This window comes from Pseudonocardia sp. OZ21 (assembly GCF_059359135.1).
Window position 1 is genome coordinate 1 of record NZ_JCADBN010000032.1, and the last position, 25,458, is coordinate 25,458.

General features: G+C 70.0%; 26 protein-coding genes. 13 read left to right on the top strand and 13 right to left on the bottom strand.

Annotation, left to right across the window (positions count from 1 at the left end):
* Positions 1–404: 404 nt before the first annotated feature.
* Together AC5L35_RS36610 and AC5L35_RS36615 are read right to left on the bottom strand one after the other, a co-directional pair.
* The gene (locus AC5L35_RS36610) at positions 405–1,661 is read right to left on the bottom strand and encodes a serine hydrolase domain-containing protein (RefSeq protein WP_495064352.1); all 1,257 of its coding nucleotides are present in this window, start codon (positions 1,659–1,661) and stop codon (positions 405–407) included.
* Positions 1,662–1,852: 191 nt separating this feature from the next.
* Positions 1,853–2,797, bottom strand: coding sequence for an aldo/keto reductase (locus AC5L35_RS36615; protein WP_495064353.1), 945 nt, complete (start codon positions 2,795–2,797; stop codon positions 1,853–1,855).
* Positions 2,798–2,887: 90 nt separating this feature from the next.
* On the opposite strand from AC5L35_RS36615, the gene AC5L35_RS36620 reads away from it, so the two are divergent.
* Positions 2,888–3,469, top strand: coding sequence for a TetR/AcrR family transcriptional regulator (locus AC5L35_RS36620; RefSeq protein WP_495064354.1), 582 nt, complete (start codon positions 2,888–2,890; stop codon positions 3,467–3,469).
* A gap of 88 nt (positions 3,470–3,557) precedes the next feature.
* On the opposite strand, the gene AC5L35_RS36625 is transcribed toward AC5L35_RS36620, so the two are convergent.
* The 3 genes from AC5L35_RS36625 to AC5L35_RS36635 are packed head-to-tail and all read right to left on the bottom strand — an operon-like array spanning position 3,558 to position 7,130.
* Positions 3,558–5,732 (bottom strand): xanthine dehydrogenase family protein molybdopterin-binding subunit, encoded by a 2,175-nt coding sequence (locus AC5L35_RS36625; RefSeq protein WP_495064355.1) that lies wholly within the window; start codon positions 5,730–5,732, stop codon positions 3,558–3,560.
* Positions 5,732–6,691 (bottom strand): FAD binding domain-containing protein, encoded by a 960-nt coding sequence (locus AC5L35_RS36630; RefSeq protein WP_495064356.1) that lies wholly within the window; start codon positions 6,689–6,691, stop codon positions 5,732–5,734. Before AC5L35_RS36630 ends, AC5L35_RS36625 begins: the two co-directional genes overlap by 1 nt.
* Positions 6,678–7,130 (bottom strand): (2Fe-2S)-binding protein, encoded by a 453-nt coding sequence (locus AC5L35_RS36635; RefSeq protein WP_495064357.1) that lies wholly within the window; start codon positions 7,128–7,130, stop codon positions 6,678–6,680. The genes AC5L35_RS36630 and AC5L35_RS36635 overlap by 14 nt, the downstream gene beginning before the upstream one ends.
* A gap of 210 nt (positions 7,131–7,340) precedes the next feature.
* Between AC5L35_RS36635 and AC5L35_RS36640 the strand changes: the two genes are divergently transcribed.
* A complete protein-coding gene (locus AC5L35_RS36640; RefSeq protein ID WP_495064358.1) occupies positions 7,341–7,913 on the top strand; it encodes a TetR/AcrR family transcriptional regulator in 573 nt (190 codons plus the stop codon).
* Between the two features lie 44 nt (positions 7,914–7,957).
* Positions 7,958–8,614 carry a nitroreductase family protein gene (locus AC5L35_RS36645; RefSeq protein ID WP_495064359.1) on the top strand — a complete coding sequence of 219 codons (657 nt, stop codon included), beginning with the start codon at positions 7,958–7,960 and terminating at the stop codon, positions 8,612–8,614.
* Positions 8,615–8,632: 18 nt separating this feature from the next.
* On the opposite strand, the gene AC5L35_RS36650 is transcribed toward AC5L35_RS36645, so the two are convergent.
* A complete protein-coding gene (locus tag AC5L35_RS36650; RefSeq protein ID WP_495064360.1) occupies positions 8,633–9,349 on the bottom strand; it encodes a hypothetical protein in 717 nt (238 codons plus the stop codon).
* Positions 9,350–9,483: 134 nt separating this feature from the next.
* Here AC5L35_RS36650 and AC5L35_RS36655 point away from each other — a divergent pair, with 134 nt between their 5' ends.
* Both AC5L35_RS36655 and AC5L35_RS36660 read left to right on the top strand, forming a co-directional pair.
* Positions 9,484–10,509 carry a GlxA family transcriptional regulator gene (locus tag AC5L35_RS36655; protein ID WP_495064361.1) on the top strand — a complete coding sequence of 342 codons (1,026 nt, stop codon included), beginning with the start codon at positions 9,484–9,486 and terminating at the stop codon, positions 10,507–10,509.
* Between the two features lie 68 nt (positions 10,510–10,577).
* Positions 10,578–12,203, top strand: a complete 1,626-nt coding sequence (locus AC5L35_RS36660; protein WP_495064362.1) for a tetratricopeptide repeat protein — start codon at positions 10,578–10,580, stop codon at positions 12,201–12,203.
* 9 nt (positions 12,204–12,212) lie between these two features.
* On the opposite strand, the gene AC5L35_RS36665 is transcribed toward AC5L35_RS36660, so the two are convergent.
* The 3 genes from AC5L35_RS36665 to AC5L35_RS36675 form a co-directional block, all read right to left on the bottom strand.
* Positions 12,213–14,642, bottom strand: coding sequence for an ABC transporter ATP-binding protein (locus tag AC5L35_RS36665; RefSeq protein ID WP_495064363.1), 2,430 nt, complete (start codon positions 14,640–14,642; stop codon positions 12,213–12,215).
* Positions 14,643–14,710: 68 nt separating this feature from the next.
* The gene (locus AC5L35_RS36670; RefSeq protein ID WP_495064364.1) at positions 14,711–14,878 is read right to left on the bottom strand and encodes a hypothetical protein; all 168 of its coding nucleotides are present in this window, start codon (positions 14,876–14,878) and stop codon (positions 14,711–14,713) included.
* 345 nt (positions 14,879–15,223) lie between these two features.
* A complete protein-coding gene (locus AC5L35_RS36675) occupies positions 15,224–15,550 on the bottom strand; it encodes a hypothetical protein (RefSeq protein WP_495064365.1) in 327 nt (108 codons plus the stop codon).
* A 311-nt stretch (positions 15,551–15,861) separates the two neighbouring features.
* Here AC5L35_RS36675 and AC5L35_RS36680 point away from each other — a divergent pair, with 311 nt between their 5' ends.
* Positions 15,862–16,851, top strand: coding sequence for a phosphotransferase family protein (locus AC5L35_RS36680; protein WP_495064366.1), 990 nt, complete (start codon positions 15,862–15,864; stop codon positions 16,849–16,851).
* Between the two features lie 22 nt (positions 16,852–16,873).
* Here AC5L35_RS36680 and AC5L35_RS36685 read toward each other — a convergent pair whose 3' ends face one another.
* Together AC5L35_RS36685 and AC5L35_RS36690 are read right to left on the bottom strand one after the other, a co-directional pair.
* On the bottom strand, positions 16,874–17,296 hold the full coding sequence (locus AC5L35_RS36685; RefSeq protein ID WP_495064367.1) for a hypothetical protein: 423 nt from the start codon (positions 17,294–17,296) through the stop codon (positions 16,874–16,876).
* 207 nt (positions 17,297–17,503) lie between these two features.
* On the bottom strand, positions 17,504–18,109 hold the full coding sequence (locus AC5L35_RS36690) for a TetR/AcrR family transcriptional regulator (RefSeq protein WP_495064368.1): 606 nt from the start codon (positions 18,107–18,109) through the stop codon (positions 17,504–17,506).
* A gap of 112 nt (positions 18,110–18,221) precedes the next feature.
* Between AC5L35_RS36690 and AC5L35_RS36695 the strand changes: the two genes are divergently transcribed.
* The gene (locus AC5L35_RS36695; protein ID WP_495064369.1) at positions 18,222–19,301 is read left to right on the top strand and encodes a glycoside hydrolase 5 family protein; all 1,080 of its coding nucleotides are present in this window, start codon (positions 18,222–18,224) and stop codon (positions 19,299–19,301) included.
* A gap of 25 nt (positions 19,302–19,326) precedes the next feature.
* Here the strand turns inward: AC5L35_RS36695 and AC5L35_RS36700 are convergent, their stop codons facing one another.
* Positions 19,327–19,965 carry a TetR/AcrR family transcriptional regulator gene (locus AC5L35_RS36700; protein ID WP_495064384.1) on the bottom strand — a complete coding sequence of 213 codons (639 nt, stop codon included), beginning with the start codon at positions 19,963–19,965 and terminating at the stop codon, positions 19,327–19,329.
* Between the two features lie 99 nt (positions 19,966–20,064).
* On the opposite strand from AC5L35_RS36700, the gene AC5L35_RS36705 reads away from it, so the two are divergent.
* The 6 genes from AC5L35_RS36705 (at position 20,065) to AC5L35_RS36730 (ending at position 24,971) form a co-directional block, all read left to right on the top strand.
* Positions 20,065–20,742, top strand: a complete 678-nt coding sequence (locus AC5L35_RS36705; protein WP_495064370.1) for a peroxiredoxin-like family protein — start codon at positions 20,065–20,067, stop codon at positions 20,740–20,742.
* A gap of 31 nt (positions 20,743–20,773) precedes the next feature.
* Positions 20,774–21,391 carry a class I SAM-dependent methyltransferase gene (locus AC5L35_RS36710; protein ID WP_495064371.1) on the top strand — a complete coding sequence of 206 codons (618 nt, stop codon included), beginning with the start codon at positions 20,774–20,776 and terminating at the stop codon, positions 21,389–21,391.
* Positions 21,392–21,590: 199 nt separating this feature from the next.
* Entirely contained in the window at positions 21,591–22,832 is a 1,242-nt protein-coding gene (locus tag AC5L35_RS36715) for a molybdopterin-dependent oxidoreductase (RefSeq protein ID WP_495064372.1), read from the top strand.
* On the top strand, positions 22,799–23,320 hold the full coding sequence (locus AC5L35_RS36720) for a hypothetical protein (protein WP_495064373.1): 522 nt from the start codon (positions 22,799–22,801) through the stop codon (positions 23,318–23,320). The genes AC5L35_RS36715 and AC5L35_RS36720 overlap by 34 nt, the downstream gene beginning before the upstream one ends.
* Before the next feature lie 171 nt (positions 23,321–23,491).
* On the top strand, positions 23,492–24,007 hold the full coding sequence (gene msrA / locus AC5L35_RS36725) for a peptide-methionine (S)-S-oxide reductase MsrA (protein ID WP_495064374.1): 516 nt from the start codon (positions 23,492–23,494) through the stop codon (positions 24,005–24,007).
* A 91-nt stretch (positions 24,008–24,098) separates the two neighbouring features.
* Positions 24,099–24,971 carry a DAPG hydrolase family protein gene (locus tag AC5L35_RS36730; RefSeq protein ID WP_495064375.1) on the top strand — a complete coding sequence of 291 codons (873 nt, stop codon included), beginning with the start codon at positions 24,099–24,101 and terminating at the stop codon, positions 24,969–24,971.
* Positions 24,972–25,064: 93 nt separating this feature from the next.
* Here the strand turns inward: AC5L35_RS36730 and AC5L35_RS36735 are convergent, their stop codons facing one another.
* The gene (locus AC5L35_RS36735) at positions 25,065–25,343 is read right to left on the bottom strand and encodes a GlsB/YeaQ/YmgE family stress response membrane protein (protein WP_495064376.1); all 279 of its coding nucleotides are present in this window, start codon (positions 25,341–25,343) and stop codon (positions 25,065–25,067) included.
* Positions 25,344–25,458: the final 115 nt, after the last annotated feature.

Here is a 25,458-nt window from a genome sequence, read left to right on the forward strand (position 1 = left end):
TTGTCTGTCAGCTCGCCCCTGCCCGCCACCTGAGCATGATCACCGATCGCAGGCCACAACCCTTACAGGACACGCCCTAGCCCCGGTCATTCATGACGGTCGGAGTTGATCTTCTCGAGTGTCCTTCGGCGGGATCGAAGGAGAGGGTTTCTGGTTCTGGGTGTGCGGGAGTGTGCGGCCTGCTGTTCTGCCGGTGCTCCGCTGTGTCGGTGGGCTCGAGGTGTCGGGTCAGCCGGCGGAGACGGGCAGGGCGCGCAACATCGACCCGACCGACCTCGACGTCCGGGATGATTCGGCAGGCGAGGGTCACCCCAGAAGGCGTTCAGGGCTGTTTCCGCGCGTCGCCCAGGCGTGCAGGGGCTTTCCCCCAGGACCTTCGTCGCATCGTCCGGAGCCGACCAGCGTCAGCGCGTGGTCGGGGTCGGCGCTGACGGAGGTGCAAGCGGCAACCCTGGGTAGATCTGGTCGAGCACTTTCAGCAGCAGCACGTTCGCCGTATGGTCGCCATCGAGCGACAGGGTCAGATTCGTCCAGATCACGAGCGTCACGTCGTTGTCGGGGTCGTGCCCGATGAAGGAGTTGAAGCCCGGGAGTTCGCCGCCGTGGTAGTACATGGAGGCGGTCGGCCCGAAGCGTTGCCGGGAGATGCCGTATCCGTACTGCTGGCCGTCCGGCTTGGTGGGGTCCTCGGGTTGCACGCTGTCGAGCCACAGACGCTGGTAGTCGGCGGTGAACACCCGGCCTTCGACCAATGCTCGGATCCAGGTGGCCATATCGGTGGCGGTGGCGATCGCGCCTCCCGCCGCCGTGGCATAGGACGGGTTCTGGTTGGTGTAGTCGGTGGGCTCGAGCGTCCCTGCTCTGGCGGCGGCCTGCATGTCGGGCGGGTAGGGGATGTCCGACAGGGCGAACGCGGATCCGCCGTACATGTAGCCGTGCGAGTAGGGGTCGGGGATCGAGGTGGAGTCGATCGCCGGGAGCGTGATCTGCCGCAGGCTCTGTGGACCGAACAATCGGTCCTGGAAGATCCTGGCCAGGGACTTGCCATCGATCTTCTCGGCGACCAGACCGAGTAGGGCGTAGTTGGTGTTGCAGTAGGCGTAGGCGGTGCCGGGTGGGAAATCCGGCGGACGTCGGAATGCGATGGCCACTACTTCCTCGGGCGTCCACGCCTTCGACGGATCGGCGTCCAGCGCGGCGGCAAGCTCAGGCGCGCTCGTGTAGTTGTACAGGCCGCTGCGCATCGTCAGCAGTTCGGCGATGGTGATGTTCTCGCCGTTGGGCACGCCTGGAACGTATCTCGACACCGGATCGGTGAACCGGAGCTTTCCTTCCTGGGCCAGCAGCACGATCACCGCTGCGGTCATCGTCTTGGTGTTCGAGGCGATCCTGAAGTAGGTGTCGGCGCTGGGCGGCGACTCGGCTCCCCGCAGCGTGGTACCGGAGACGGACGTGACATCGCCCTGTGGGGTGCGGAGCACGACCACGGCGCCGGGAATCAGAAGCTCCTTGGTCGTTGCGTCCACGGCGGCCTGAAGTGCGGCCGGGTCGATCGTCTTGAGGGCGGACGGGCCGGCGGGTGTGGTGGCGGCCGGGGCTGACCCGGGGTTCGCGGAGCAGCCCGCGGTGAACAACAGCGCCACGCAGACGGCGAGCCCCATGGCCTGACCAGGTCCGCGTCCTCGCCGGGATCGACACCGTCCAGCGCCTGTCCGCATTTCATTCTCCTGTTCTATGGAAGGAGAAATCCAATCCGATCTTCAGCTGGTCGGAATCGCTGAATGTCGGCCATGATGGCGCAATCCAGGAATCGAAGGTGCCGCCGACCGGGCGGGGCACGGCTTGTCGTGGCTCAGCCGAGCGGGACCTGTGCCGAGCGCGACGGGATGGAGTCGAGGGTCGCGAGTGTCGTGTCGTCGATCGTGATGCTGCCGGCGGCGACGTTCGCCTCGAGGTGGGCGGGGTCCGCCGTGCCGGGGATGAGGAGGACGTTCGGGGCGTGGTGGAGCAGCCAGGCCAGGCCGATCTGCGACGGGGTGACACCGAGGGACCGCGCCGCGGCGTGGACGGCAGGCTCCTCGGTGACCTTCGGCAGGCCGGCGAACGCGCCGCCGAGCGGGAAGAACGGCACCCAGGTGATCTTCTCGGACAGGCAGAGGTCGGCCATGTCCTCGTCGTCGCGGGCGACGAGGCTGTAGGCGTTCTGCACGCAGACGATGCCGGCGGGGAGTGCGCGACGCAGCCCTTCGATCGTGACGCTGCTCAGTCCGATGGCGCCGATCTTGCCCTCGGCCCGCAGCGCGACCATGGCCGCGAGCTGGTCGTCGATGTCCACCACCTGGTCGCCGTCGGCGCGCAGGCCGGGTCCGGTGTCGAGGCGCCGGAGGTTCACGACCGGGATCTGGTCGAGGCCGAGGCTCCTGAGGTTGTCCTCGACGCTCGCCCGCAGCTCGTCGGGTCGTTGCGCGGGACGGAGGGCGAAGGGGCCTTGCGGATCGGGGTCGGCGCCGACCTTGCTCACCACGAGGACGTCGTCCTGTGGGCTGAGAGCTTCGCGGATCAGGTCGTTGACGAGGCCGTCGCCGTAGAACTGGGCGGTGTCGACGTGGTCGACGCCGAGCTCGACCGCGCGGCGCAGGAGCGTGATCGCCGAGGCGCGGTCGCCGTGCAGACGCTCGAGCTGCATCGCGCCGTATCCGATGCGCGAGACGGTGCGGCCCGCGAGCAGGCCGGGGCCGCCCGGACGGGGAACGCCGGCGGCTGTGGTGGTGGGGAGGTGGGTGTCGGGGTGGGTCATCGAACGTCCGTCCCTGTGCCATGCTGACCAAAGCGGAGGTTCCTCCGCTCCGACGAACCTAGCACAATCGGAGGTACCTCCGTTTTGAACGTGTCCGATCCGGCGCCCCCTGGGGAACGCCCGCTCCGGGCTGATGCGGCACGCAACCGCGACAATCTCGTCGCTGTCGCCCGGGCTGCTTTCGCCGCCGCGGACGACACCGTCCCGCTCGAGGGCATCGCCCGCGCGGCAGGGGTCGGGATCGGCACGCTCTACCGGCACTTCCCCACGCGCGAGTCGCTCGTCGAGGCCGTCTATGCGGCCGAACTCGACGACGTCGTGGCGAGCGCTCGCGCTGTGCTCGACCAGTACCCACCCGACGTCGCGCTCCGTGCCTGGATGAACCGCTACGCCGAGTTCGTCGCGACGAAACGCGGGATGGTCGACACGCTCCGCGCCGGGTGGGCGTCGGGGCGAATTGCGACTCCGACCACGCGGGAACGCATCACCGGCGCGATCGGCACGATCATCGAGGCCGGGGCGCGAGCGGGTTCACTCCGCGCGGATGTCGCCGCCGAGGACGTCACCGCGATGGTTCTCGGAGTGTTCCTGTCGACAGCGAGCAGCAGCACGCCGGAGCAGGTTCCGAGGTTGCTCGACCTCGTCGCCGACGCCCTGTGCACGGGGACGTAGAGGCCGCAAGCATGCCCGCACTATGGAGCCGTACTGCTGCTGAGACTGGCTGCAGACAGCAGTACGGCTCCGCAACGCGCTGGCGCCGTCACTCGTCCAGGAGGTCTTCGATCACGATCGGGATGTGCCGGACCCGGACGCCGGTGGCGTTGTAGATGGCATTGGCCACGGCTGCGGCCATGCCGACCGTGCCGATCTCGCCGACACCCCTCGCGCCGACGGCGTTGTGCAGTGTGTCCGGGTGCTGGACGAACTGGACGTCGACCTCGGGGATGTCCGCGTTCACCGGGACCAGGTAGCCCGCGAGGTCGGCGTTGGCCATCCGGCCGTTCGCCTCGATCTCCAGGCCCTCGTGCAGCGCGGCAGAGACACCCCAGATCATCCCGCCCATGATCTGGCTGCGTGCGGCCTTGTCGTTGATGATCCGGCCGGCGTCGAACACACCCAGCATGCGGGACACGCGGGCCTCGCGCGTCCACTTGTGCACGCGGACCTCACAGAACTGCGCACCGAACGAGCTGAACGAGTGCTTGGTCATCTCCTCGCCGGGTGCCGACGAACCGATCGCGGAGATCGACGGGCGGCCCACGGCCCGCAGCACCTCGCCGAACGTCATCGCCCGGCCGCCGGCCAGCACCTGACCGTCGGCGTACGAGGTCTCCATCCCCTGGAACGGTGAGCCGGGCGACGTCGCCACGACCAGCAGGTCGTCGATCACCTTGCTCGCGGCGATCATGATGGCCGTGCCCGCGCTCGCCGTTGCGGTCGAGCCGCCGGACATGCCACCGGGTGGAAGTGCCGAGTCGCCCAGCCGCGGCGTGATCCGGTCCGGCGTGATGTCCAGTGACTCGGCCCCCACCAGGGAGAGCACGGTCAGCAGGCCGGTGCCCGGGTCCGCCCCGCTGGTCGCGACCACCGCTGTGTCGTCGGCCTGCAGGGTGACCTCGACCGAGGCCGGGAACCGCAGGGCGGGGAACATCGCGGTGGCGGTGCCGAGACCCACGAGCCAGTCGCCGTCGGCGTGCCCGTGCGGGGTGCGGTTGGCCCAGCCGAACCGGGCCGCGCCGATGCTGAAGCACTCGTCGAGGTGCTTGCTCGACCACTGCAGGTCCTTGCCGGGCGGCGCGATCGAGTTGTTCCGCATGCGGAGTTCGATCGGGTCCATGTTCAGCGCGACCGCGAGTTCGTCGATCGCGCTCTCCAACGCGAAGGACCCGGGTGCCTCACCCGGCGCCCGCATGAAGGTGGTGGGCGGGATGTTCAGCGGCACCATCTTCTGGCTGATGGCCAGGTTGGGGGTGGCGTACCACTCCCGCGAGGTGCCGTGCGACGTCGGCTCGACGAACGAGCGGTCCGCCGCCGTGCTGCACCACGAGTCGTGCCGCACCGCGATCAGGGTGCCGTCGGTGTCCGCACCGAGGGCGATCTTCTGCACGGTCGCAGCACGGCCGGCGGTGGCGGTGAACACCTGCTCCCGGCTGAGCGCGGCCTTGATGGGCCGGTCGAGAGCCCTGGCCGCCGCCGCCGCGAGGAACGCGGGCGCGGAGGTGCGGCCCTTGCCGCCGAACGCCCCACCCACGAACGGGTTCACGGCGTGGACCGCCGATGGCTCGAGAGCCAACGCGCCGGCCACCTCCATCGCCTGGAGGTCGGACCCCTGGTTCCCGCTGTAGATCGTCAACACTCCGGAGTCCCACACCGCGACTGCGGAGTGCGGCTCCATGGCGGTGTGGTTCTGCGTAGCGGTGCTGTACGTCGCCTCGACGACCACCGGGCTGTCGGCCAGCGCGTCCTCGATGGACTCGACACCGGAGGCGAGAACGGTGTGGGTCTGAGGTGAACCGTCGAAGCCCGGCGGCGCGTCCTCGGCCGTGGCGAGGCCGTCCTCGAGGGAGGTCAGCGCGGGCCGCTCCCGGTAGGTGACGTCGACGAGCATTGCCGCGTCCCGCGCCTGCTCGAAGCTCTCCGCGACCACGAAGCCGATCGGCTGGCCGTAGTACGTGACGTCCCTGTTCTGCAGCGGGACCCAGGTCTCGCCGAACATCGGTAAACTCGGTGTGCGCAGTTCCAGCGGGTCGAACGGCGAATACACACCGATCACGCCGGGTGCGCTCTTCGCCGCTGTGACGTCCATGGCCTCGATCTCGCCGTGGGCGATGGTGCTGAGCACGACGTACCCGTAGGCCATGCCGGGGAAGTTGTGGTCCGCCCCGTACTCGGCGCGGCCGCTGACCTTGAGCGGCCCGTCCAACCGGCTGGGCATCAGCGGCCCCCCTCTGTCAGTTCGAGCAGTGCGCGGACGACGGTCCGCTTGAGCAGGGACACCTTGAAACCGTTGGCGGACAGCGGCTTGGCACCGTCGGCGGCCACGGCTGCGGCGGCCTCGACGGCCTCCGGGGTCGCGGGCGCACCGCGCAGGGCTTCCTCGACCGCGTGCAGCCGCCACGGCACGGTCGCCACTCCACCGACCGCCACCCTGGCGTCGACGATGTGCTCGTCCTGGATGTCGAGTGCGACCGCGGCGGAGCACAGAGCGAACTCGTAGGACTGCCGGTCGCGCACCTTGACGTACGTGGAACGCGCCGCCCAGTCCAGCCGCGGAACGATCACCTCGGTGATCAGTTCACCGGGGCGCAGGTCGTTCTCCACCTCCGGGGTGTCGCCCGGCAGGCGGTAGAAGTCGGCCAGCGTGACGGTGCGGCTGCCGTCGGAGCTGACCAGCCGGATCTCCGCGTCGAGCGCGACCAGGGCGACGGCCAGGTCGCTGGCGTGGGTGGCCACGCACGAGTCGCTGGTGCCCAGCACGGCGTGCATCCGGTTGGCCCCGGAGATCGCGGAGCAGCCGCTGCCGGGGTCGCGTCTGTTGCACGGCGTGGCGACGTCACGGAAGTAGGTGCAGCGGGTGCGCTGCAGCAGGTTGCCGCCGATGCTGGCCATGTTGCGCAGTTGCTGGGAGGCGCTCTGCAGCAACGCGCGGGTGATCACGGGGTACACACCGGGCTGCCCGGCGACCTCGCTCATCCGCTCCAGCGCCCCGATACGCAGTCCGTCGCTGGTGTCGAGGCCCCGCAACGGCAGGTCGTTGATGTCCAGGACGCGCTGCGGCGTCAGGACGTTGAGCTTCATCAGGTCGACGAGGGTGGTGCCACCGGCGAGGAACGTGCCGGGTGAGGCGAGAGCGGCGTCGAGGGTCTCGGGTGCCGTGAGCTCAAACGGACGCATCGGCCTGCCTCGCCTGTTCGATTGCCGCGATGATGTTCGGGTAGGCCGCGCAGCGGCAGATGTTGCCGGACATGAACTCCCGCACGTCCTCGACGTCCTGGCGGACCGCGGCGACTGCGGACATGACCTGTCCCGGGGTGCAGAACCCGCACTGCAGGGCGTCCTGGTCGACGAAGGCCTGCTGGACCGGGTGCAACCGATCCCCGTCGGAGAGCCCCTCCACCGTGGTCACCGGCTGCTTCACCGTGGCGGCCAGGGTCAGGCACGACAGCACCGGCCTGCCACCGACGTGCACCGTGCATGCGCCGCACTGCCCCCGGTCGCATCCCTTCTTCGGACCGGTCACGTCGAGGCGTTCGCGTAGCGTGTCGAGCAGCGTCACACCGGGATCGACACTCAGTTGTTCCGTCTTGCCGTTGACTTCGAGTGAGATGTCCACTGGATCTGTTCCCCCAGATCGTCCATGTAGGAAGCCTGACGGCATGGGTCGCGGTGGCGGCTACGTCGAGCCGCCGCGACGGTGAACCGGATATTCATCCGGTTCAGCTCTCGAAGCTAGCGGATTACGATCCGCTTCGCAACGACTGGTCACCAGGACCGGAAGATGCTCCACTGCATCGGACGACGAGACGGACGACCGGGAGGGACCATGACGACGGGATCGGTCAGCCCCCGGCGTGCGGACACCCGGCGCAACCACGAGCGCATCCTCACCGCGGCGGCGGAGTCGCTGGCCAGGTCGGACGGGGTGTCGTTCAACGCCATCGCGAAGAAGGCCGAAGTGGGGGTCGGCACGGTGTACCGGCACTTCCCCACCCCGGAAGCGCTCATCCTGGCGGTCTACCGACGCGAGGTGCAGCATCTCGTCGACGTCGTGCCGATCCTGCTCGAGATGCACACCCCCGAGAATGCTTTCCGGGCCTGGACGATCGATCACCTGGCGCATTACATGATGACCAAGCGAGGCCTCGCCGACGCGCTCCGTGCTGCGGCGCCCTCCCACGGAGAACTGCCGGTGAACGCCTACGACGCCCTGGTCGAGGCGGTCGCCACCCTGTTGAAGGCCAACGTCGAGGCCGGAAACGTCCGTGCCGACCTCGACCCGGAAACCGTCCTGCGTGGACTGGGTGGCCTCCTGTACCTCGATCGAAGCGGCGACTGGAAGAGTCAGACCGCGTGTCTCGCCGATCTCCTCTGGCGAGGTATGCGCGAGTCCTCGTAATCGGGACCGAATTCCGCCCTCAGTCCCGGGCCTATGATCGCCGAGTGGACCACTCGCGACTGGTGATGACGCTCGGTGAGGCCATTTTCACGCAGCGGTCGATCCGCCGGTTCCGACCGGATCCTGTCCCGATCGCCGACCTCGAGCTGATCGTGGCCGCGGCTTCCAAGGCCCCGAGCGGCGGGAACAGCCAGATCGCGCGCTTTCTCGCCGTGAACGACCCCGGCCTCGTCCGTGCGTTCGGGGCGCTCTACCGCGAGGCCTGGTGGGCGAAGCGCCGGGACACGGTCGGCTGGACCGGGCCCGAGGACCTGAGCGCAGCCGAGCGCGCCCAGTGGGCGCCGTCCATGCGGCTGGCCGACGAGATGGGCAGCGTTCCGTGCGTCGTCTTCGCCCTGTCCGTGCCGCCGAACGCGGAGGGCTCGGTTCTTCCGGCCACCCAGAACCTCATGCTGGCCGCACGTGCGCTCGGCATCGGGTCGGTCCCGACCACCCTCCACAGCTCGGTGGAGGACCGGTTCCGGGAGATGTTCGGGATTCCGGTCGAGGTGAAGTTCCACTTCGCGATCCCGCTGGGCTACCCGGCCGGCAACTTCGGCCCGACGAATCGCCGGCCGACCTGGGAGACCAGCTACCTCAATCGCTGGGAGGGCGTCGTGCCGTGGGCACCGGGGGAGTCCTCGGGCGGTCCCGCCTCGTGACCCCTGCCGGCGCGGAGGTCACTTCAGCCGTACCCCGGAGACGTCCAGCGTGATCGGCGCCCAGGACCGGTCGGGGGTGCGGTCCTCGTTGCGGATGTGGATCCGGCGGGCCGTGGTGACCACGACCCCGTCGAACGTGTCGTGCGCGGTGTCGTAGTGCGCCGTGGGTGAACCGCCGTTGACGTCGGGCTGGTAGTCGATCCGCCGCTGCAGGCCGGCATCGTCGAAGTAGTACAGCTGGGTGGTGTTGTGCACGTCGAGCGTGGCGGGGAAGGTCACGCTGAGGCCCCGCCAGCTCTCACCGTCCTCGATCCACGGGTCGATCTCCGCGGTCTCGACGCCGGGGTAGGTGAACAGGTAGGGCTCGACCAGGTAGCTCCAGGTCGCGTACGCCCGGAAGTAGCCTGCCTGGGCAACAGTCCATCGGCTGTCGGCGCGGTACCCGTCGAAGCTCGCCCGCGGGTTGTCGAGCGTCTCGTGCCGCCCGTCCGGGCCCGTGACGGTGAGGGTGTCGGCGTCCCGGTCGTACTCGATGACGCGGCCGGAGGGCTGCTGAAGGATCACGTGTTCCCGGTGGACGTCGGCGATGACGTGATCGGTGCCGAGGAAGTCGGGCACGCCCTTGAAATCCCAGAACAGGCCGCCGTAGGTGACGTCGGCCTCGATGACGGTGGCGTCCCGCCATGGGGCCGGCCCGCCGTGGGCGGCGATGACGTGATCGAGCAAGGTGGTCACGGTGTGGTCCTCGTACTGGGTGCGATGGGGATGGTGGGCTTTTCCGCACTCCTACAATCGCTGGGGTGGGGGTCGCCGAGCCGCCCGAACCTGGCCAGGAAGCCCACCAATCCCGCCAAGATCACGGAGGACAGATGGTGCCGTCCGTGCACCGCGTCGGGATCCTCGTGTTCGACGGCGTCAAGATGCTCGATGTCGCCGGACCGGCCGAGGTGTTCGCCGAAGCCAGCCGCGGTGAGTGCAACTACCAGGTGACGACGGTCTCGGTCACCGGCGAGCCGGCCATGTCGTCGATCGGCGTGCCCATCACCGCCACCGGGTCTGCCGCCGACGCCCGTTTCGACACGGTGCTCATTGCGGGCGGCGGCTTCCCGAAGCGGCCGGTGACTCCTGACCTCGTCGACGCCGCCACCCGGATGAGCCGCGGGGCGCGACGGGTCGGGTCGGTGTGCACGGGAGCCTTCATCCTCGCCGAAGCCGGGATGCTGGCCGGCAAGCGGGCCGCCACGCACTGGGCGATGGCCGCTGAGCTGGCACGCCGCTACCCGGACGTCTCCGTCCAGCCCGACGCCATCTGGATCAAGGACGGCAGCACGTACAGCTCGGGTGGGGTCGCCGCCGGGATCGACCTGGCACTGGCGCTCATCGAGGAGGACCACGGCCCACAGCTGACGCGCTCGGTGGCCCGTGCCCTCGTCGTCTACATGAAGCGCCCCGGTGGTCAGTCCCAGTTCTCCGCGTCGCTCCAAGGACCTCCGCCCCGCACTCCCGCGATTCGTCTGGTGGCGGAGAGGGTGGCCGCCGATCCGGGTGCCGAGTGGAGTCTGGCTGCGCTGGCGGCGGTGGCGCAGGTGAGCCCCCGCCACCTCACCCGCATGTTCCGCGAGGAACTCGACACGACACCCGCGCGGTACGTGGAACGCATCCGCTTCGACCTGGCCCGCTCCCACCTCGACAGCGGCATGAACGCCACCCAGGCGGCACTGCGGGCCGGCTTCCCCAGCTACGAGTCGCTGCGGCGCGTGTTCGCCAGCCGGCTGGGTGTCTCTCCGGCCCGTTACCAGCAGCGCTTCACCACCACCGCCCGCAACGATGCCGAGCCGGTCTCGGCGGAGTCCTCCTGGCTGGACGAGGCGGTGCCGCGCACGCGGAGCGAGTAACGAGATCCCGATCATGCCCGATATCCGCAGATGGTCCTGATCATGGCCTCCTGCTGGGGACAGCCACGGTGACGTCGTCCACGGGATTCGTGAACGCCCTCATCACGGCCGCAGCACTCCCGATCGGCGCCCTGGTCTCGCTGCTCGTCGCGCGGTCGCTGTCCACGGCGTGGTACGTCCTGGTCAGCCGACGTCCCCTGCCCATCGTCATCCACCCCCTCACGTTCGAGCACAACTTCCGCGAGTTCGTGCGCGGGCAGCCGGAAAGCCTGCTCGAGCTGCCCTCCCGTATCCGGGACTTCATCTCGACCGACCCGACGCTCACGCGGCACCTCGCTCCCGGACCGATCAACCCGACCTCACCCCAGATCCCGTCCTCGGCGCCCGACCCCGGCGGCACCTCCGGATGGGCGGCGCAGCTGCTGAACCTCGTCTACCCCCAGCGCCGGGCGGCGTTCAACGTGCACCTCATCCCCGAGGTCGGCGGCCCCGGACAGATCGCAGTGGGCGTGCAGGTGGTCCGTTCACCCCGCGAGGTCCTCATCTCGGCCCAGAGCTTCCGCGATAGGGACGTCGCCGAACTCGCTCTCACCGTGGGCGCCTTCTGCGTCGAAGCGGTGATGGAACAGAGCGCGATGTTGCGCAGAACGCCCAGGTGGGAGCACTGGAGCGGCGGCGGGTACTCGGCCTTCCGCAGGGCCGTGCACCACCAGCAGGCCGGGAGGTTCACGCGGGCCCGGCACCACTACGAGGAGGCGGGCAGGCGCTCCCCCGGAAACGCACGCCTGGCCCTGTACAACGGGTCGCTCTACGAGCTGCGCAAGGACTACCGCCGGGCCGCCTACGTCTACGACGCGATCCACTGCCTCTGGCGCCAGAACGTCGACGTGATGTACCGCCTCGCCGCAGCGCGGATGAACCACGCCCAGAACGGCGGTGCGACCGACGTGGAGGAACGGATCCGCATCGTCCGCTCCGCCTGCAGCGTGCTGGACTCCGCGATCGCGAACCTCTCCCTCGTCCAGGTATGGCGACGCCTGCTGCGGACGTTCCGGCCGCGCCGGCGGGACCTGGGCGAGCGCCGCTACTGGTTCGCCTGGCTGCGACCCGACGACTACCGCAGACCGCTCGTCCTGCTCCGGAGAAGCAAGCGGTTCGAGTACACGCGCGCGCTCCAGATCGCCAGGGAGGGCAACGAGCTGTTGGCGCTCCTGCTCGAGCAGCACATGCGCGAACCGACCGAGGAGGACCGCGAGGCGGTGCACCGATCGTGGCGACGGGTCACCGCCCTCGTCCGTGAACGGCGTATCGGCTGGCTCGCCCACTGGAGCGCGGCGTGCTACTTCTCGCGGGCCACCCTCCTGCCGCCGCAGCTCGTGCCGGAGTGGGAGGGGGAGTGGAGCCGTGTGCAGCGCAGCATGATGACACGCGGGCAGTCCCTCGTGGAGATCGACCAGGTACACGCGTGGAAGACCTACTGCGAGGTCGTCGCGATCGGCGAGCTCGGTCGGGTGCTGCGCAACCCGTGCAACCAGCTCAACACCGACCTGCTCAAGTCCGACCCCGACATGCAGCGGCTGCACGGGGCGCTCAAGGGGCAGCTGGTCGCGGTGCTGGCCGGTCTGGACTCCCTCATCTCTCCCCAGACCGAGGGGCGGGACGACCGGCTGCGGCGCTTCGAGGACGGACTCTGACGGCCAGGGTCATCTTCTCGCCCCCGAGTGCGCGATCCGGCTGTGGCGTGGTCCCGATGGCTCCTCGACGGGCCCGCCGCGGTGGCCGTTCGCGGAGCCGGGTGGGTAGCGGTGGTCCGGTGACGGGGGCGAGGCGGGGACCGGCGACCGGAAGGCGGCGGAGAGCCCACGCTGGGCCGGCAGCGGAGCCTGCGGATGGTCGCTTTGCGCGGGCCACGGCTGGGGTGACGGCCGCAGCGCCGGCGGCGGGGTGTGCGCGGTGCGGATCGGGGGGCCGACCGCCGGCTGCGGGGGGTGGTGTCCCGCGGCACGGTGCCGGCCGGCGGGGGTGGCCCGATCGGCCCGGCCTGCCGGGCGCACGACGGGAAGCCTGGTGGTGGGGGGTGTCGGGTCGTAACCGGGTGCCGCGGCCGGGTGCGGTCCGCTCCGGTCGAGGGACTTCACGGGTCGCGCCGGGAGGATGCGGGCGAGCCGCGTGGTCACCGAGGCGCTGTCCGCCCACTGCGGCCGGCCTGCCGGCATTCCGGCGGGCGGCAGCATCGCCGAGGAGCCCACTGCCGCGCGGACCGGTTCGACCGCGGCGGCGGGCCCATGCTGGTCGGGGTGGTGCAGCTGGTAGAGCCGCGTGTAGCCGGGGTGCTGCCCCAGTAGCTGCTGGTGGGTGCCTGCACCGGTGATCGCGCCGTCCTCGAGGAACAGGATCTGGTCGGCGTCGGTCACGGTGAGCAGGTTGTGGGAGATGATGATCGTCGTCCGGCCGCTCATGAGCCTGCGCATCGGCTCGAGCACCCGCTGGGTCGACTCGGCGTCGAGACCGGTGGTGGGTTCGTCGAGCAGCAGCACGGGAGAGTCGCGGATCATCGCCCGGGCGATGGCGAGGCGCTGGCGTTGACCACCCGAGAGCATCCGGCCGCGTTGCCCGATCCGGGTGTCGTAGCCATCGGGCAGCGCGGAGATGAACCCGTGCGCGTCCGCGGCCGTCGCGGCGTCGACGATCTCCTGGTCGGTGGCGTCTGCCTTGCCGTACCGGATGTTGTCGGCGACGGTCCCGTCGAACACGAGGGTCTCCTGGAGCACCGCGGTGACGTTGCGCCGCAGATCGCTCAGCGAGAGGTCCCGCAGATCGCGGCCGTCGAGGGTGATCCGGCCGTTGTCGGGGTCGTAGAAGCGCAGCATCAGCTTGGTCAGCGTGGTCTTGCCCGCGCCGCTCGCCCCGACGATCGCCACCTTGGCGCCGGGCGCGACCCGGTAGCCGATCCCGCGCAGGACCGTCTTGTCGGTGCCCGGGTAGCGGAACTCGACGTCCTCGAAACGGACGTCGCCTGCGGCGCGCGCCACCGGGCGGGGGTCCTCGGGCTCGACGACGCCGGGCTGCTCGTCGAGGACCTCGATGATGCGCTCGGCGCTGGCGCTCGCCGAGTAGATCGAGTTCCACAGGTTGCCGAAGCCACTGATCGGCCCGTAGAGCTGGGTGAGGTAGGCGACGAAGACGAGCAGCCCACCCAGGGTGATCCTGTTGTTGGCCAGCTCCCATACCGCGATGCCGACGACCAGCAACACACCGATCGTCTCGAGCAGGCTGCTGAACGGGGAGAACAGCGCTTCGAGCCGGGTGGCGGTCATCTGGGCCCGGAAGCTGCCCAGGTTCTCCTCGCGGAACCGGTGCACCTCGTGGTCCTGGCGGTCGTAGGCCTGGACCAGCGCGACGTTGCTCAGTGTCTCCTCGGCGACCGCGGTGATCGAACCCGAACGGCGCCGTCGTTCCCGTGAGGCGTCCTTGAGACGCCGGGAGAACGTCCGCGCCAGCAGCAGGAACCCCGGCGCGGCGACGAACGCGGCCAACGCCAGCTGCCAGTTCAGATAGAACATGGCAACGATGAAGAAGCCGATCTGGAACGTGTAGGTCAGTGCCACGTTCACGCCGGTCAGGACCATCGACTCGATCGAGCCGACATCACTGGTCAGGCGCGACAGGACGTCGCCGAGCTGGTTCTTCTCGAAGTACCCGAGCGACAGCCGTTGCATGTGCTCGAAGAGGCGGACCCGCAGGTTCAGCACGAAACGCTCGCCGACCCACGCCGACATGTACTGGTCGGTGAAGTTCAGCAGCCCCTCGAGCAGGGTGATCCCCAGATATGCGGCGGCGACCGCAGGGAACAGGCGATAGTCGTGCGGGGTCAGCACGTCGTCGACCAGGATCTTGAACAACCAGATGCTGACCGTCGCCAGCGCGGGCCCGACCGCGGCCAACAACAGGCTCAGCACCATCCGCCCGCGGAACGGGCGGGTCTCGGGCCAGAACCGGCGGAAGATGGCCCGGACGGTGAGCCGAGGGGCCTGCTCGACCAGCGACGTCGCGCCCCCGACGACATCGTGCTCCGCAGGCTCGGTCTCAGGTGCTGAGCCGGCAGAGGTGGCGTCGGCCGCCACGGCTGTCATGAAGAACCCCCCCTTGCCACCACGGCCCCACCCGCGCGCGCGGGTGGGGCCGTCTGTTGTTCAGAAGCTCAGCGGCAGTGGCTGCTGGACTTCTTGTCCCAGTGGTGGTGGCTGCTGTGCTTGTGGTGCCAGCTCACCGGGCGGCCGTCCTTGTCGTCGTCGTGGTGGTGGTGGTCGTGACGCGACTTCGGTGCGTCCTTGCAGGACTTCTGGTGGTTCCATCCGAAACTCGGCATGTTGTCCCTTTCTCAACGTTTCGACCTCGGGGAGCGAGGTCGGTGGAAGCAACCCTGGGGAGCGGGTTGCAGCCGGTCTATCGGAGCCCTTGATCACCGCGTTTCCGAAGATCTCGGCATTCGCCCGATCAGCGCAGCCAAACTATGGAAAACAGATCAAACTGGGCACGCGGCCATCGATCGGAATTGGTAAGAACCGGGCGAAACAGCGCGGAAAGCGTGCCCGAGCGCCGCCGCCGGGGCAGCGTTGCGCTGATCGGGTGAAGGCGCCTGAATCGATCCGGGCGAGGTCCGGCGGGCGCGACGAGGGCCGGGTCGAAATGCGATCTGTCCGGTTCCTCGTGCCTACCGGCGCGGGAGCGACGACATGATTCTGACGACGAGGGCTTCGGTCAGCCCCAGCCGCGGCGTGTTCTCCCTGGCCCGGGCGACGATCTGCCGGGGGCTCAGCCCCATGTCGTGGTAGAGCCGGACGACCTTCTCCTGCTCCGGGGTCCAGGGGCGACGCTGGCGGGACGGCTGCGCACGTCGCTGCTGCGGAACCCGGGCATTGGGCGCGGCAGGAGCGGGGGCTGCGCTCGGCGGCCGGTAGTCCAGACCCACGCCGGTGTCCTTCTTCGTGAACTCACCGGCCTCGCCCCTGCGCCGGATCTCGTCGGGGTCGGCGATCACGAAGGTTTCCCCGCTCTTGTTCAACCCGACGGCCGTGACGGTGAGGCCACGGTGATAAAGCGCTTGGCATGATTCCTTGGTGCAGTAGCGGTACCCGAGCTCCGCTCGCTCTCCGGGCAGCTCGGCACCGCAACCGATGCACGTCGATGTAACGGACGACGTTTCGCTCACCTCCGCATCTAGAAACGAACATCGGTGATCATTTATGCCGATGCGCGACGGGGCTCGGAAGTGATCATTCTTTCCGTGCCGGGCGGCCGCCTGCCGGGGCTCATTCTCGGACGTCACGGCCGGCCCGGGAAGCTGTACGCATGAGAGTTCAGTCGGTGACGCGCTCGCCCGAGGCCTTTCAGCGGTCGGTGAGCGCGGAGCAGATCGCGGCCATGTCCCGGCGGGCATTCGGCCGGCAGACAGACGTCGTGTCGGCCGTCGAGCTGGGCAACGGGATGTACAACAACACCTACCGCGTCGAGCTGGCGGGCCGGGCGCCGGCGATACTCCGGGTGGCGCCGGAACCGGGTCGGCAGAACCGCATCGAGCGGGAGTTGATGCGCAATGAGCACGCGAGCCTTCCGTACTTCGCCCCGATCACGCACATGATGCCGCGCACGCTCGCCATCGACTTCACGCACGACGTGATCGGTCGCGACTACGTGTTCCAGACGGTGCTACCCGGTGTGCCCGCGCCGGACGGCCTCGACGCCTACCCGCGGTCGGGGTGGACGTCCTTCTTCCGTCAGATGGGCTCGATCGCCCACCGGATCCATTCGGTTCGCGGGCAGCGGTTCGGCTCCGTGGCCGGGCCTGCCTTCACCACCTGGAGTGCGGCGCTGATCGCCTACTTCGAGGACACCGCGGCCGACCTCGACGACGCGGGCCTCGACTCGACGGACGTCCGTGCGATCGCGCAGGCTGCTGCCCGGAACAGGGCGGTGCTCGACGAGATCGTCGAACCCCGCCTGCTGCACGGCGACCTGTGGACCGTCAACGTCATGCTCGACCCGGGTGCCGCCGAGCCCACGATCTGCGGGGTGTTCGACCACGACCGGGCCTCCTGGGGCGACCCGGAGGCGGACTGGACCGTCCACATGGCCCTGCGGCGGCCCGGCACCGAGCGGGACAGCTTCTGGGAGTCCTACGGGGACCTGTCACCGACTCCTGGAGCAGTCCTGCGCCGACTCTTCTATCGGGCCCTGCACATCGGTGCGAACCGGCTGGAGCGGCACCGGCTCGGGAAGCTCGATGACGTGCCGGGCACCTATGACGACATGCGACCCGTGCTCGACGGGCTGCGTGCCTGACGTCCTCAGTGGACGACGCGGATCACGGTCGCTTCTCGGAGGTGGACGGCGAGGTCGAGGAGGTGGACGGCGAACCGCTGCTGCCCGGGCCGGACGTCGTGGAACCGTCCGGGACGGTGGCGCCGGGGGTCGGGCTGATCGGGCCGGGCGGCGTCGTCTGGTCGGGGCGGGGGCGGCGCCACAGCACCCGGCTACGAGTGTCGGCGATGTCGCCGGTGGAGCCTGGGCTCGCGTCCTTCCTGCCCAACGTCCGCCACGCGAAGCTCCTGGCGGCGAGTGCCCCCTCGCCTGCCGCGTCCCAGCCACGTTCCCGCAACCGCTTGGCCTCGGGTCCGTGCGCGTAGTCGACCGCCTGCCTGCGCAGCTTGTCCAGCTGTCGGCGTCCCTCGGGCTGACCGGCGTAGTAGCCGATCCCGGCCGCGATCACGTGACTGATCAATCCCATGACGTCCTCCTGGTAGTCGTGCCGACATGACACCGACGGGGGCGTGCTCGCCGACTCGACCCCCCGGTCGGAACCGGCCCGGTGTGCGCCGGACGCCGCTGGTACGGGGTACCCGATCGCGGTGGCGCTACGCGTCGCCGGCGTCACCGGTGTGCGGGAGGTCCGCTCGCGCGGATGAGCGCCGAGCGCGCACTGGTTCAGTCCCGATCATGAACCGGTGCGCGGTCGGGATGGCGGTTCGGGAGCGAGCGCGACGAGGCAGAGGTCGACGACCGCGTCGACGTAGGCGGCGTCGACGGGCTCGCCCGAGACCAGCAGCCGGTAGTGCAGCGGGGCGAAGACGAGGTCCAGCGCGGTGTCCGGGTCGGCGTCGGCGCGCACCACCCCGTCCTGCTGTGCCTCGCGCAACGCCTGCCTGACGGGTGCGCGGCGTGGCTCGAACCACTGCTCCGCCAGGGCGCGGGCCAGGTCCGGGTCGGTCTGCGCCGCGCCGATCAGCTCCCGCAGCCTGCGACCGGCAGGGCCGTCCACGTACAGCGTGACGAACCCGTGGGCGAAGCCGCGCAGCCGGGAGGGGAAGTCGCCGTGATCGCCGGGGAAGGGGCCGATGCTCACCTTGTCGAGGAAGGCCTCGAAGACCACGGCCGCCTTCGAGGGCCACCACCGGTACAGCGTCTGGCGGCCCACGCCCGCCCGTGCGGCGATGCCGCCCATGGTGATCGCCTGGTAGCCGCCTTCCTCCAGGAGGGCGAAGGTCGCGTCCAGGATGGCGCGCCAGGACTCCTGGCTGCGCCGGGCGGGGTCGGCGGGCATGGACGGCGACTCTACCGTCGCGAGACGAGACGGCTCGTCTTGACGCGGGACGGGTCGGGTGCTTCTCTGGAGAGACGAGACGCCTCGTCTCGTGGAGAGGGAGACCCGGATCATGATCAGTCCCGCTCGTGGGGCCTTCTCGGTGGAGCGTCGGGGTCGATGGCGGCTCCGCACGCCCGACGGCGCACCGTTCCTGTCCATCGGCGTCGTCCACGCCGACGACACCAACCTGCGCTACCCGCACAACATCGACATCCTTCGAGATCGGTACGGAGGCTCGAGCAGACGGTGGCTACGCGAGGGTCTGGTGCCGGAGATGACGTCCTGGGGCTTCAACACCCTGGGCTGGACCTCCGAGTACGTCAGCGGCTCCGGGCTCGCCACGGACGGAGGAGTCGTCGACCTGGGCCACTCGGACGGCGTGGCGCCCGACGTGCTCGCGGGCGCCGGCGTTCCGTACACGCTGTCGCTGCGCGTGGCCGAGATCGAGCACTGGAACGGCGCTCCCGCCTACCGCGATCCGCGCACGCCCGCGTTCGCCCAGTGGTGCGACCACCTGGCCAGGACGGTGTGCCGTCCGGACGACCCGAACCTCCTCGGCTACTTCCTCGTCGACGTGCCCATCTGGGGTCGCCATCCCGCGGGCGACGGCTACCCGGCCGCCGGACTCCCGGCGATCGCCGAGGCGTACTACCGCGTCGCCACCCAGGCCATCCGGCGCCACGATCCCCATCACCTGATCCTGGGCGATCGTTACGGCACCCGCGCCGCGGTGCCCGAGCCGGTGCTCGACGCCATGGCGCCGTACGTGGACGTGCTGTCGGTGCAGACGTTCCCCGGCCCCGACCCCGGGAGCCTCGATGCGTCGCTGGAGCGGATCGGCCGGTGGCACGAGCGCACCACCCGGCCCGTCCTGATCGCCGACACCGGTAACTGGTGCCCCACGATCATGAGCCCTGACCGCGTCGGTTCCGCCCGTGACCAGCGTGAACGGGGCGCGGGATACGTCGCGGCGGCCGAGGCGTTCGCCGCACTGCCGTGGTGTCTGGGGTGGCACTGGTGCAGCTGGCTGGAGAACCCGCACCGCGGCTTCGGGCTGAAGGACCCGTGGGACGAGCCGTACCGGGATCTCACCGACGTGGTGGCGGAGACGAACCATCGGCTGACCGGGCTGGTGCCCGAACCCGTCTGAGGTGGCCCGCTCCTCGTTGCCGCCCCTACCGGACGGTCAGCGAGGCGATGTGCTCGATCACCGTGTCCAGCCCAGCCTCCAGTGCGGAGGTGTCCCGGCGGACCTGGGTGAGCAGCAGGCCGCCTTGCAGGGCAACCAGCAGTGCCGTGGCCAGGCGTTCCGGATTCGCGTCGGACGGCAGGTCGCCGCGGTCGCGCATCGCCTGGATGCCCGCCCGGATGGCTGCCTCCCACCTGTCGAACCCGGTGGCGAGAGCGGCGCGAGCCTCCGGGTCGACCTCGGCGAGCTCGCCTGCGAGCGAGCCGATCGGGCAGCCGCCTTCGTAGTGGCGCTCCCGCTGGAACCCGACCAGGAGATCGCGCCACTGCCGCAGCGCTGTCACGCTGTCCAGCCGGCCGAGCAGGGGCTGCTGGGCGCCGAGCACCGCATCGGTCTGGCAGGTGATCACGGCGCGGATCAGCGCCCGCTTGTCGCGGAAGTAGTGGTAGATCTGCGAGCTGCTGACCCCTGCCGTGGCCTGCACGTCCTCGAGGCTCGTGCCGGCGACGCCCCGCTCGAACATCAGGCCTGCCGCGGTGGTGACAATCCGCTCCCGGGTCGCTCGTCCCTTTCGGGTCAGCCGTGGCTCCGGCGTTATGTCCCCCTCGGTACTCACCGGACCCATCCTACCTTTCTGGAGCTGGCGCTCCACTCCAGACGATGCTACAAAGTGGAGTAGATGCTCCATTCTTGCCGGCTCGGTCCGGCTCCCGAAAGGACGATCGTGACCTCCACCGACCATGCCCTCGCTGCCCGACTCGCCGACCTCGTAGCGAGTCTCGACACCACGCTGCCGGACGGCGCGCGGGCGGCGTTCGCCGTCGAGCGCGAGCAACTCGACGCCGCCGGCCTACCCGCCGGGATCGCCGGCGTCGGCACGCCGATGCCGGATGCACCGCTGCTCGACGTCCACGGCGACCCGGCCACCTTGGCGCAGGCGAGCGGCGGTGGGCCCGCCGTGGTGGTCTTCTACCGCGGCGCGTGGTGCCCGTACTGCAACCTCGCGCTGCGGACCTACGAGCAGGACCTGCTGCCCGCGCTCCGCGAGCGCGGGGTGGCGCTGGTGGCGATCAGCCCGCAGCGGCCGGACGGCTCGCTCACCGTGCAGGAGAGCAACGAGCTCAGCTATCCCGTCCTCTCCGACCCCGGCAACCGGATCGCCACCGAACTGGGGATCCTCGCTCCCGCCGACGACGACGCACGTGCGGCGCAGCTCGGCCTCGGGCTGGACGTGGCCGCCACCAACGCCGACGGCACACCGACGCTGCCGATGCCGACCGTCGTGGTGGTCGACCAGGGGCGGGTCGCCTGGATCGACGTGCACCCGAACTACGCCACCCGGACGGAGTCGGCCGACATCCTCGCTGCGGTGTCGGCCACCGTGGCCGCAGCCGGAACATGATCATGGAGGCCCTCCGGCACGGGGGCACTCGATGAGCGCGCCCGTGTTCGACGCGGCACTGCGGGGAGCATCCACCTCCCTCGTGGACAGCGAGGGTCGCGTGGCCTGCCTCGCGGTCCACCGGTGGCAGCGCCCGGCCGACCGCGACGACGCGTGGCTGCTCGACCGCTGCGCCGGGCCCGTCGTCGACCTGGGCTGCGGTCCGGGACGGTTGCTGGTCGCGCTCGGGGCGCGAGGAATCCCCGCGCTCGGCGTCGACCACTCTCCCGTCGCGCAGGCCCACTGCCGCCGTCGCCGGGTGGCGATGGTGCGCCGCGACCTGTTCGCGGCCCTCCCCGACGAGGGCCGCTGGCAGCACGTCCTGCTCGCCGACGGCAACATCGGCATCGGGGGCGATCCGGTCTCCCTGCTGACCCGGGCGGCTCGCCTCCTGCGCCCCGGCGGCACCCTGCTGGTGGAGACCCATCCCGAGCCGGAACGGGCCTGGTCCGGCACGGTTCGCGTGCGTTCGGCAGGCCGGCTCGGTCCGGCCGTCCCCTGGGCGGCGGTCGGCTCCGCGGCGCTGCGGCGGCTGGGCCGGTCGCTCGGGCTGCGTGATGGACCGGGCCGGGACGGGCGCCGCTGCTTCGTCGAGCTGACGGCCGGCTGATGACGCCGTTCGCGCCCGCCGATGCGGCGGACCGCGGGGCGCCGAGCGAGCGCCCCTTGTGGCTTTCTTACCGACCTGTCGCACGACCGGTTCGGAGCGTCGCCCGCCGTAGGGTCTGGAGCGCACACACCACTTACCGGAGGATCCCATGACACGCCCAGAGGTCCGCCCGCGTCCACGCGAGAGGACAGGGCCGCCGATGCCCCGGTTCCGCAGCCCTCTCCGTGGACCGTGGCTGACCTCGGTGTTCGGAGCCGTGCTGCTCGCGGCGCTGCCCCTTGTCGTGATCACCGGCCTGCTCGACTACGTCGCCTACGGCCCCGGGCAGAGCATCCCGGGCGACGTGGGGTGGCTCCACCTTCCCGTCTTCGACTGGCCGACCCGCCCGTCGTGGCTGTTCCGGCTGACCCAGGGTCTGCACGTCGGGCTCGGGCTCATCGTCGTCCCGGTCGTGCTGGCCAAACTGTGGTCGGTCATCCCCAAGCTGTTCGAGTGGCCTCCGGCCCGCACGCCCGCGAAGCTGCTCGAGCGCGCCTCGCTGCTGCTGCTCGTCGGCAGCATCCTGTTCGAGATCGTCACCGGGCTGCTCAACATCCAGTACGACTACGTGTTCGGTTTCAGCTTCTACACCGGGCACTACCTGGGGGCATGGGTCTTCATCGCGGCTTTCGTCGCCCACGTCGCCCTCAAGCTGCCCACGATGCTCCGGTCCCTGCGCACCCGGTCCCTGCGCGCCGAACTGCGCACTCCCCTCGCCGAGACCCGCCCCGAGGAGCCCGACGGTGAGATCGGGCTCGTCCCCGCCGACCCGGCGCCACCCACGATGAGCCGCAGGGGAGCGCTCGCCCTCGTCGGCGGCGGCGTGGTGTTCGTCGCCGCGCTCACGGCCGGGCAGACGATCGGAGGCCCGCTGCGCCCCCTTGCACTGCTGCTTCCCCGCAGCCGGACGCCGGGCGGCGAACCCGCCAACGACTATCCGGTGAACCGCACCGCCGCTGCCGCGACGATCGACCCCGCCGCCACCGGTGCGGCCTGGCGGCTGGACCTGACCGGCGGCCCCGCCGCACAGCGGCTCGACCGGGCGATGCTGCTCGCCGGCTCCGGCTCGCTGCCGTTGCACACCGCCACCCTTCCGATCGCCTGCGTCGAGGGCTGGTCGACCGTCCAGACCTGGACGGGCGTGCGGCTGCGTGACCTCGCCGCGCTCGCCGGTGTCCCCGACCCGGGCTCGGCTTTCGTCGACTCGCTCGACCCGGGCCCGTTCGGCCGGGTCACGTTGACCGGCGGCCAGGTCGTCGATCCCGACGCGTTGCTGGCCCTGCAGGTCAACGGCGCCGATCTGAGCCCGGACCACGGCTTCCCGGCCCGGGTCATCGTCCCCGCCCTGCCCGGCGTGCACTGCACGAAGTGGGTCCGTTCGATCAACTTCCGGGCCGCGTGATGGGCACGTTCATCGCCCGCTACGGCGCTCGGCCCGCGCACCTCGCGCTGCTGCTGGTCTCCTTCGCCGTCGCCGCCTACGCCGCGTCGTTCCTGCTCGGGGACCCGGCGCTGCTCACCGTGCTCGCCTGGTTCGTCGGCGCCGCGGTGATCCACGACCTGGTGCTGTTCCCGCTGTACGCGGCGGCCGACGGCTTCCTCACCGCGACGGTCGCCCGGCTGCCGCGCCCGCGCGTTCCGGTCGTCAACCACGTGCGGATCCCGGCGCTGGGCGCCGGCCTGACCCTGCTGATGTTCCTGCCCGGCATCATCCGCCAGGGCGGGGTGACGCACCTGGCGGCCACCGGCCTCGACCAGCAGCCCTACCTGGGCCGGTGGCTCTGGCTGGTGGTGGTGCTGTTCGCCGTCTCCGCGCTGGTCTACGTCGTGCGGCTGCTGCTCGCCCGGCGGAGCTCCGGTGACCTCTCGGCCGGCGCCCGCGCGGAGTGAGGGCGGAACATCGGCCGAGGCCGGGGCGTTGTTTCGAGAGCGTCCATCGGGTGGACCGCGCCCCGGGACTCGGGAACCGAAGCACGAGTTGACGGGAAAGACGAGCGTCGGGCACCGACGCCGAGAGCACAGCTATGACGAGCAGCTGTTAGTGACCGAGGAGGCCACACGGTGACAACTGAGACGGCGATTCTGGCGGGCGGCTGCTTCTGGGGAGCGCAGGAGTTGCTGCGCAAGCGCCCGGGAGTGATCTCGACGCGAGTCGGTTACTCCGGCGGCGACACCCCGAACGCCACCTACCGCAACCACGGCGACCACGCGGAGGCGGTCGAGGTCGTCTTCGACCCCGACGTGATCTCGTTCCGGGACGTGCTGGAGTTCTTCTTCCAGATTCATGACCCGTCGACGAAGAACCGTCAGGGCAACGACGTGGGCCGCAGCTACCGTTCCGCGATCTTCCACACGAGCGAGGAGCAGAAGCGCGTCGCTCTCGACACGATCGCGGATGTCGACGCGTCGGGCATCTGGCCGGGCAAGGTCGTCACCGAGGTAGTCGAGGCCGGGCCGTTCTGGGTGGCCGAGGAGGACCACCAGGACTACCTGCAGAAGTACCCCAACGGTTACACCTGCCACTTCGTGCGGCCCGACTGGAAGCTCCCGCACCGCCAGGTGCAGTCGGCCCGGTAGCGGCAACGCGTCGAGGCGCTGAGGCCCCTCGCGTACTAACCTGCAGCAGAGACTGTACTCAACGGTACAGTCTCTGCTGACGGGGGGCACCGTGTTCACGTACGAGACCACCAGTGCCGACGAGGCACCCGCACCCGCCTCCTACGCGGTCGAGGGCCGCTACCTGGGCTATCGGGACGCGGATCGCGAGAGGCCGTACGCGAAGTACTTCCAGGCCGACACCCTTCCCCTGCAGCCGCACGTGCCAGAGGTTCTCCTGGCCGGGATGGCGCCCACCGAGTACGGCTACGACATCGCCGACGCGGCCCGCATGCTCTCCCGTCCCGGCCATCACAAGATGGAGACCGGCTGGACGCGGCTCGACAGCGGCGTCGTCACCGTCGCCGTCCACACCCAAATGCCCGGCGTGACCGGCGAGATGTGGGACTGGTGGATGGGCTGGCACAGCTGTGAGTCCGGCCGGTACAAGCTCTGGCATCCCGACGCGCACCAGTTCACCGCAGTCGGAGAACCCAGAAGTGCGGACACCACCCTGACCGACCGGCAGCGATACGTGGACAACGTCTCCTACGTCGACGAGTACGTCGGGGGCGTCCTCACCCCACTCGCCATCCGGTTCGTCGATCCGGCCCGGCTCGGCTTCGACGCCCCCCGCCCCGGCGCCACGGTCATCGCAGGCCGGGTAGGCCTCAGCGTCGCACCGGTCGCCTTCGGCTGGATCGTGCACCAGGTGCGCCCCATCGACAGCGGCGCCGAGATGCGGAGCCGGTTCTTCCTGAACCATCTGGAGCATCTCGACCTGCCGGCCGCGGCGGTGGCCACCCCGCCCGTCGGCCGCGCGGCCGTCGCGCAACCCGACATGGAAACCCTCGGTGCCGCCCTCCTGCACCACTGCGCCGCCGAGATGAACCACCTCGCGTCATTCCTGCCTGCGCTGCACGAGGAGTTCGCCGGCACCCCGTGACCTTGTAGGTTGCCCGACTCGTTCTGCCGGAAATGCTCCGGGCATGACGCCGGGCCCATCCCGCAATGGGATGGGCCCGGCGTCGAACGAGCGTCAGTGCCTTACGGAGCGACGTCCGTAGAGGTTGGCCACGAGGACGACCCCGATGGCGGCGACGATGACCTGCACAACCAACTCGAGCCAGTCGATACCGCTCGTAGCGGTCGGAATGCCGATCGCGCGAGCGATGAAGGTGCCGATGAATGCGGCGACGATACCGACCACGATGGTGAGCCAGATGGGAATCGGCTGCCGGCCGGGAACGACCAGGCGACCCAATGCCCCGATGATCGCCCCGATGACGATCGCGGTGATGATGCCGGTGACGGTCACAGTTCCTCCAGCGTATGGCGGGCCGACAGTTCGGCCCGGCCTAGTAGTTGTCCCCGTTCGAGGCTCGGTCGAATCCACGAACTCGCTCTGTGACCGATTCGAAACCATCCTTGCG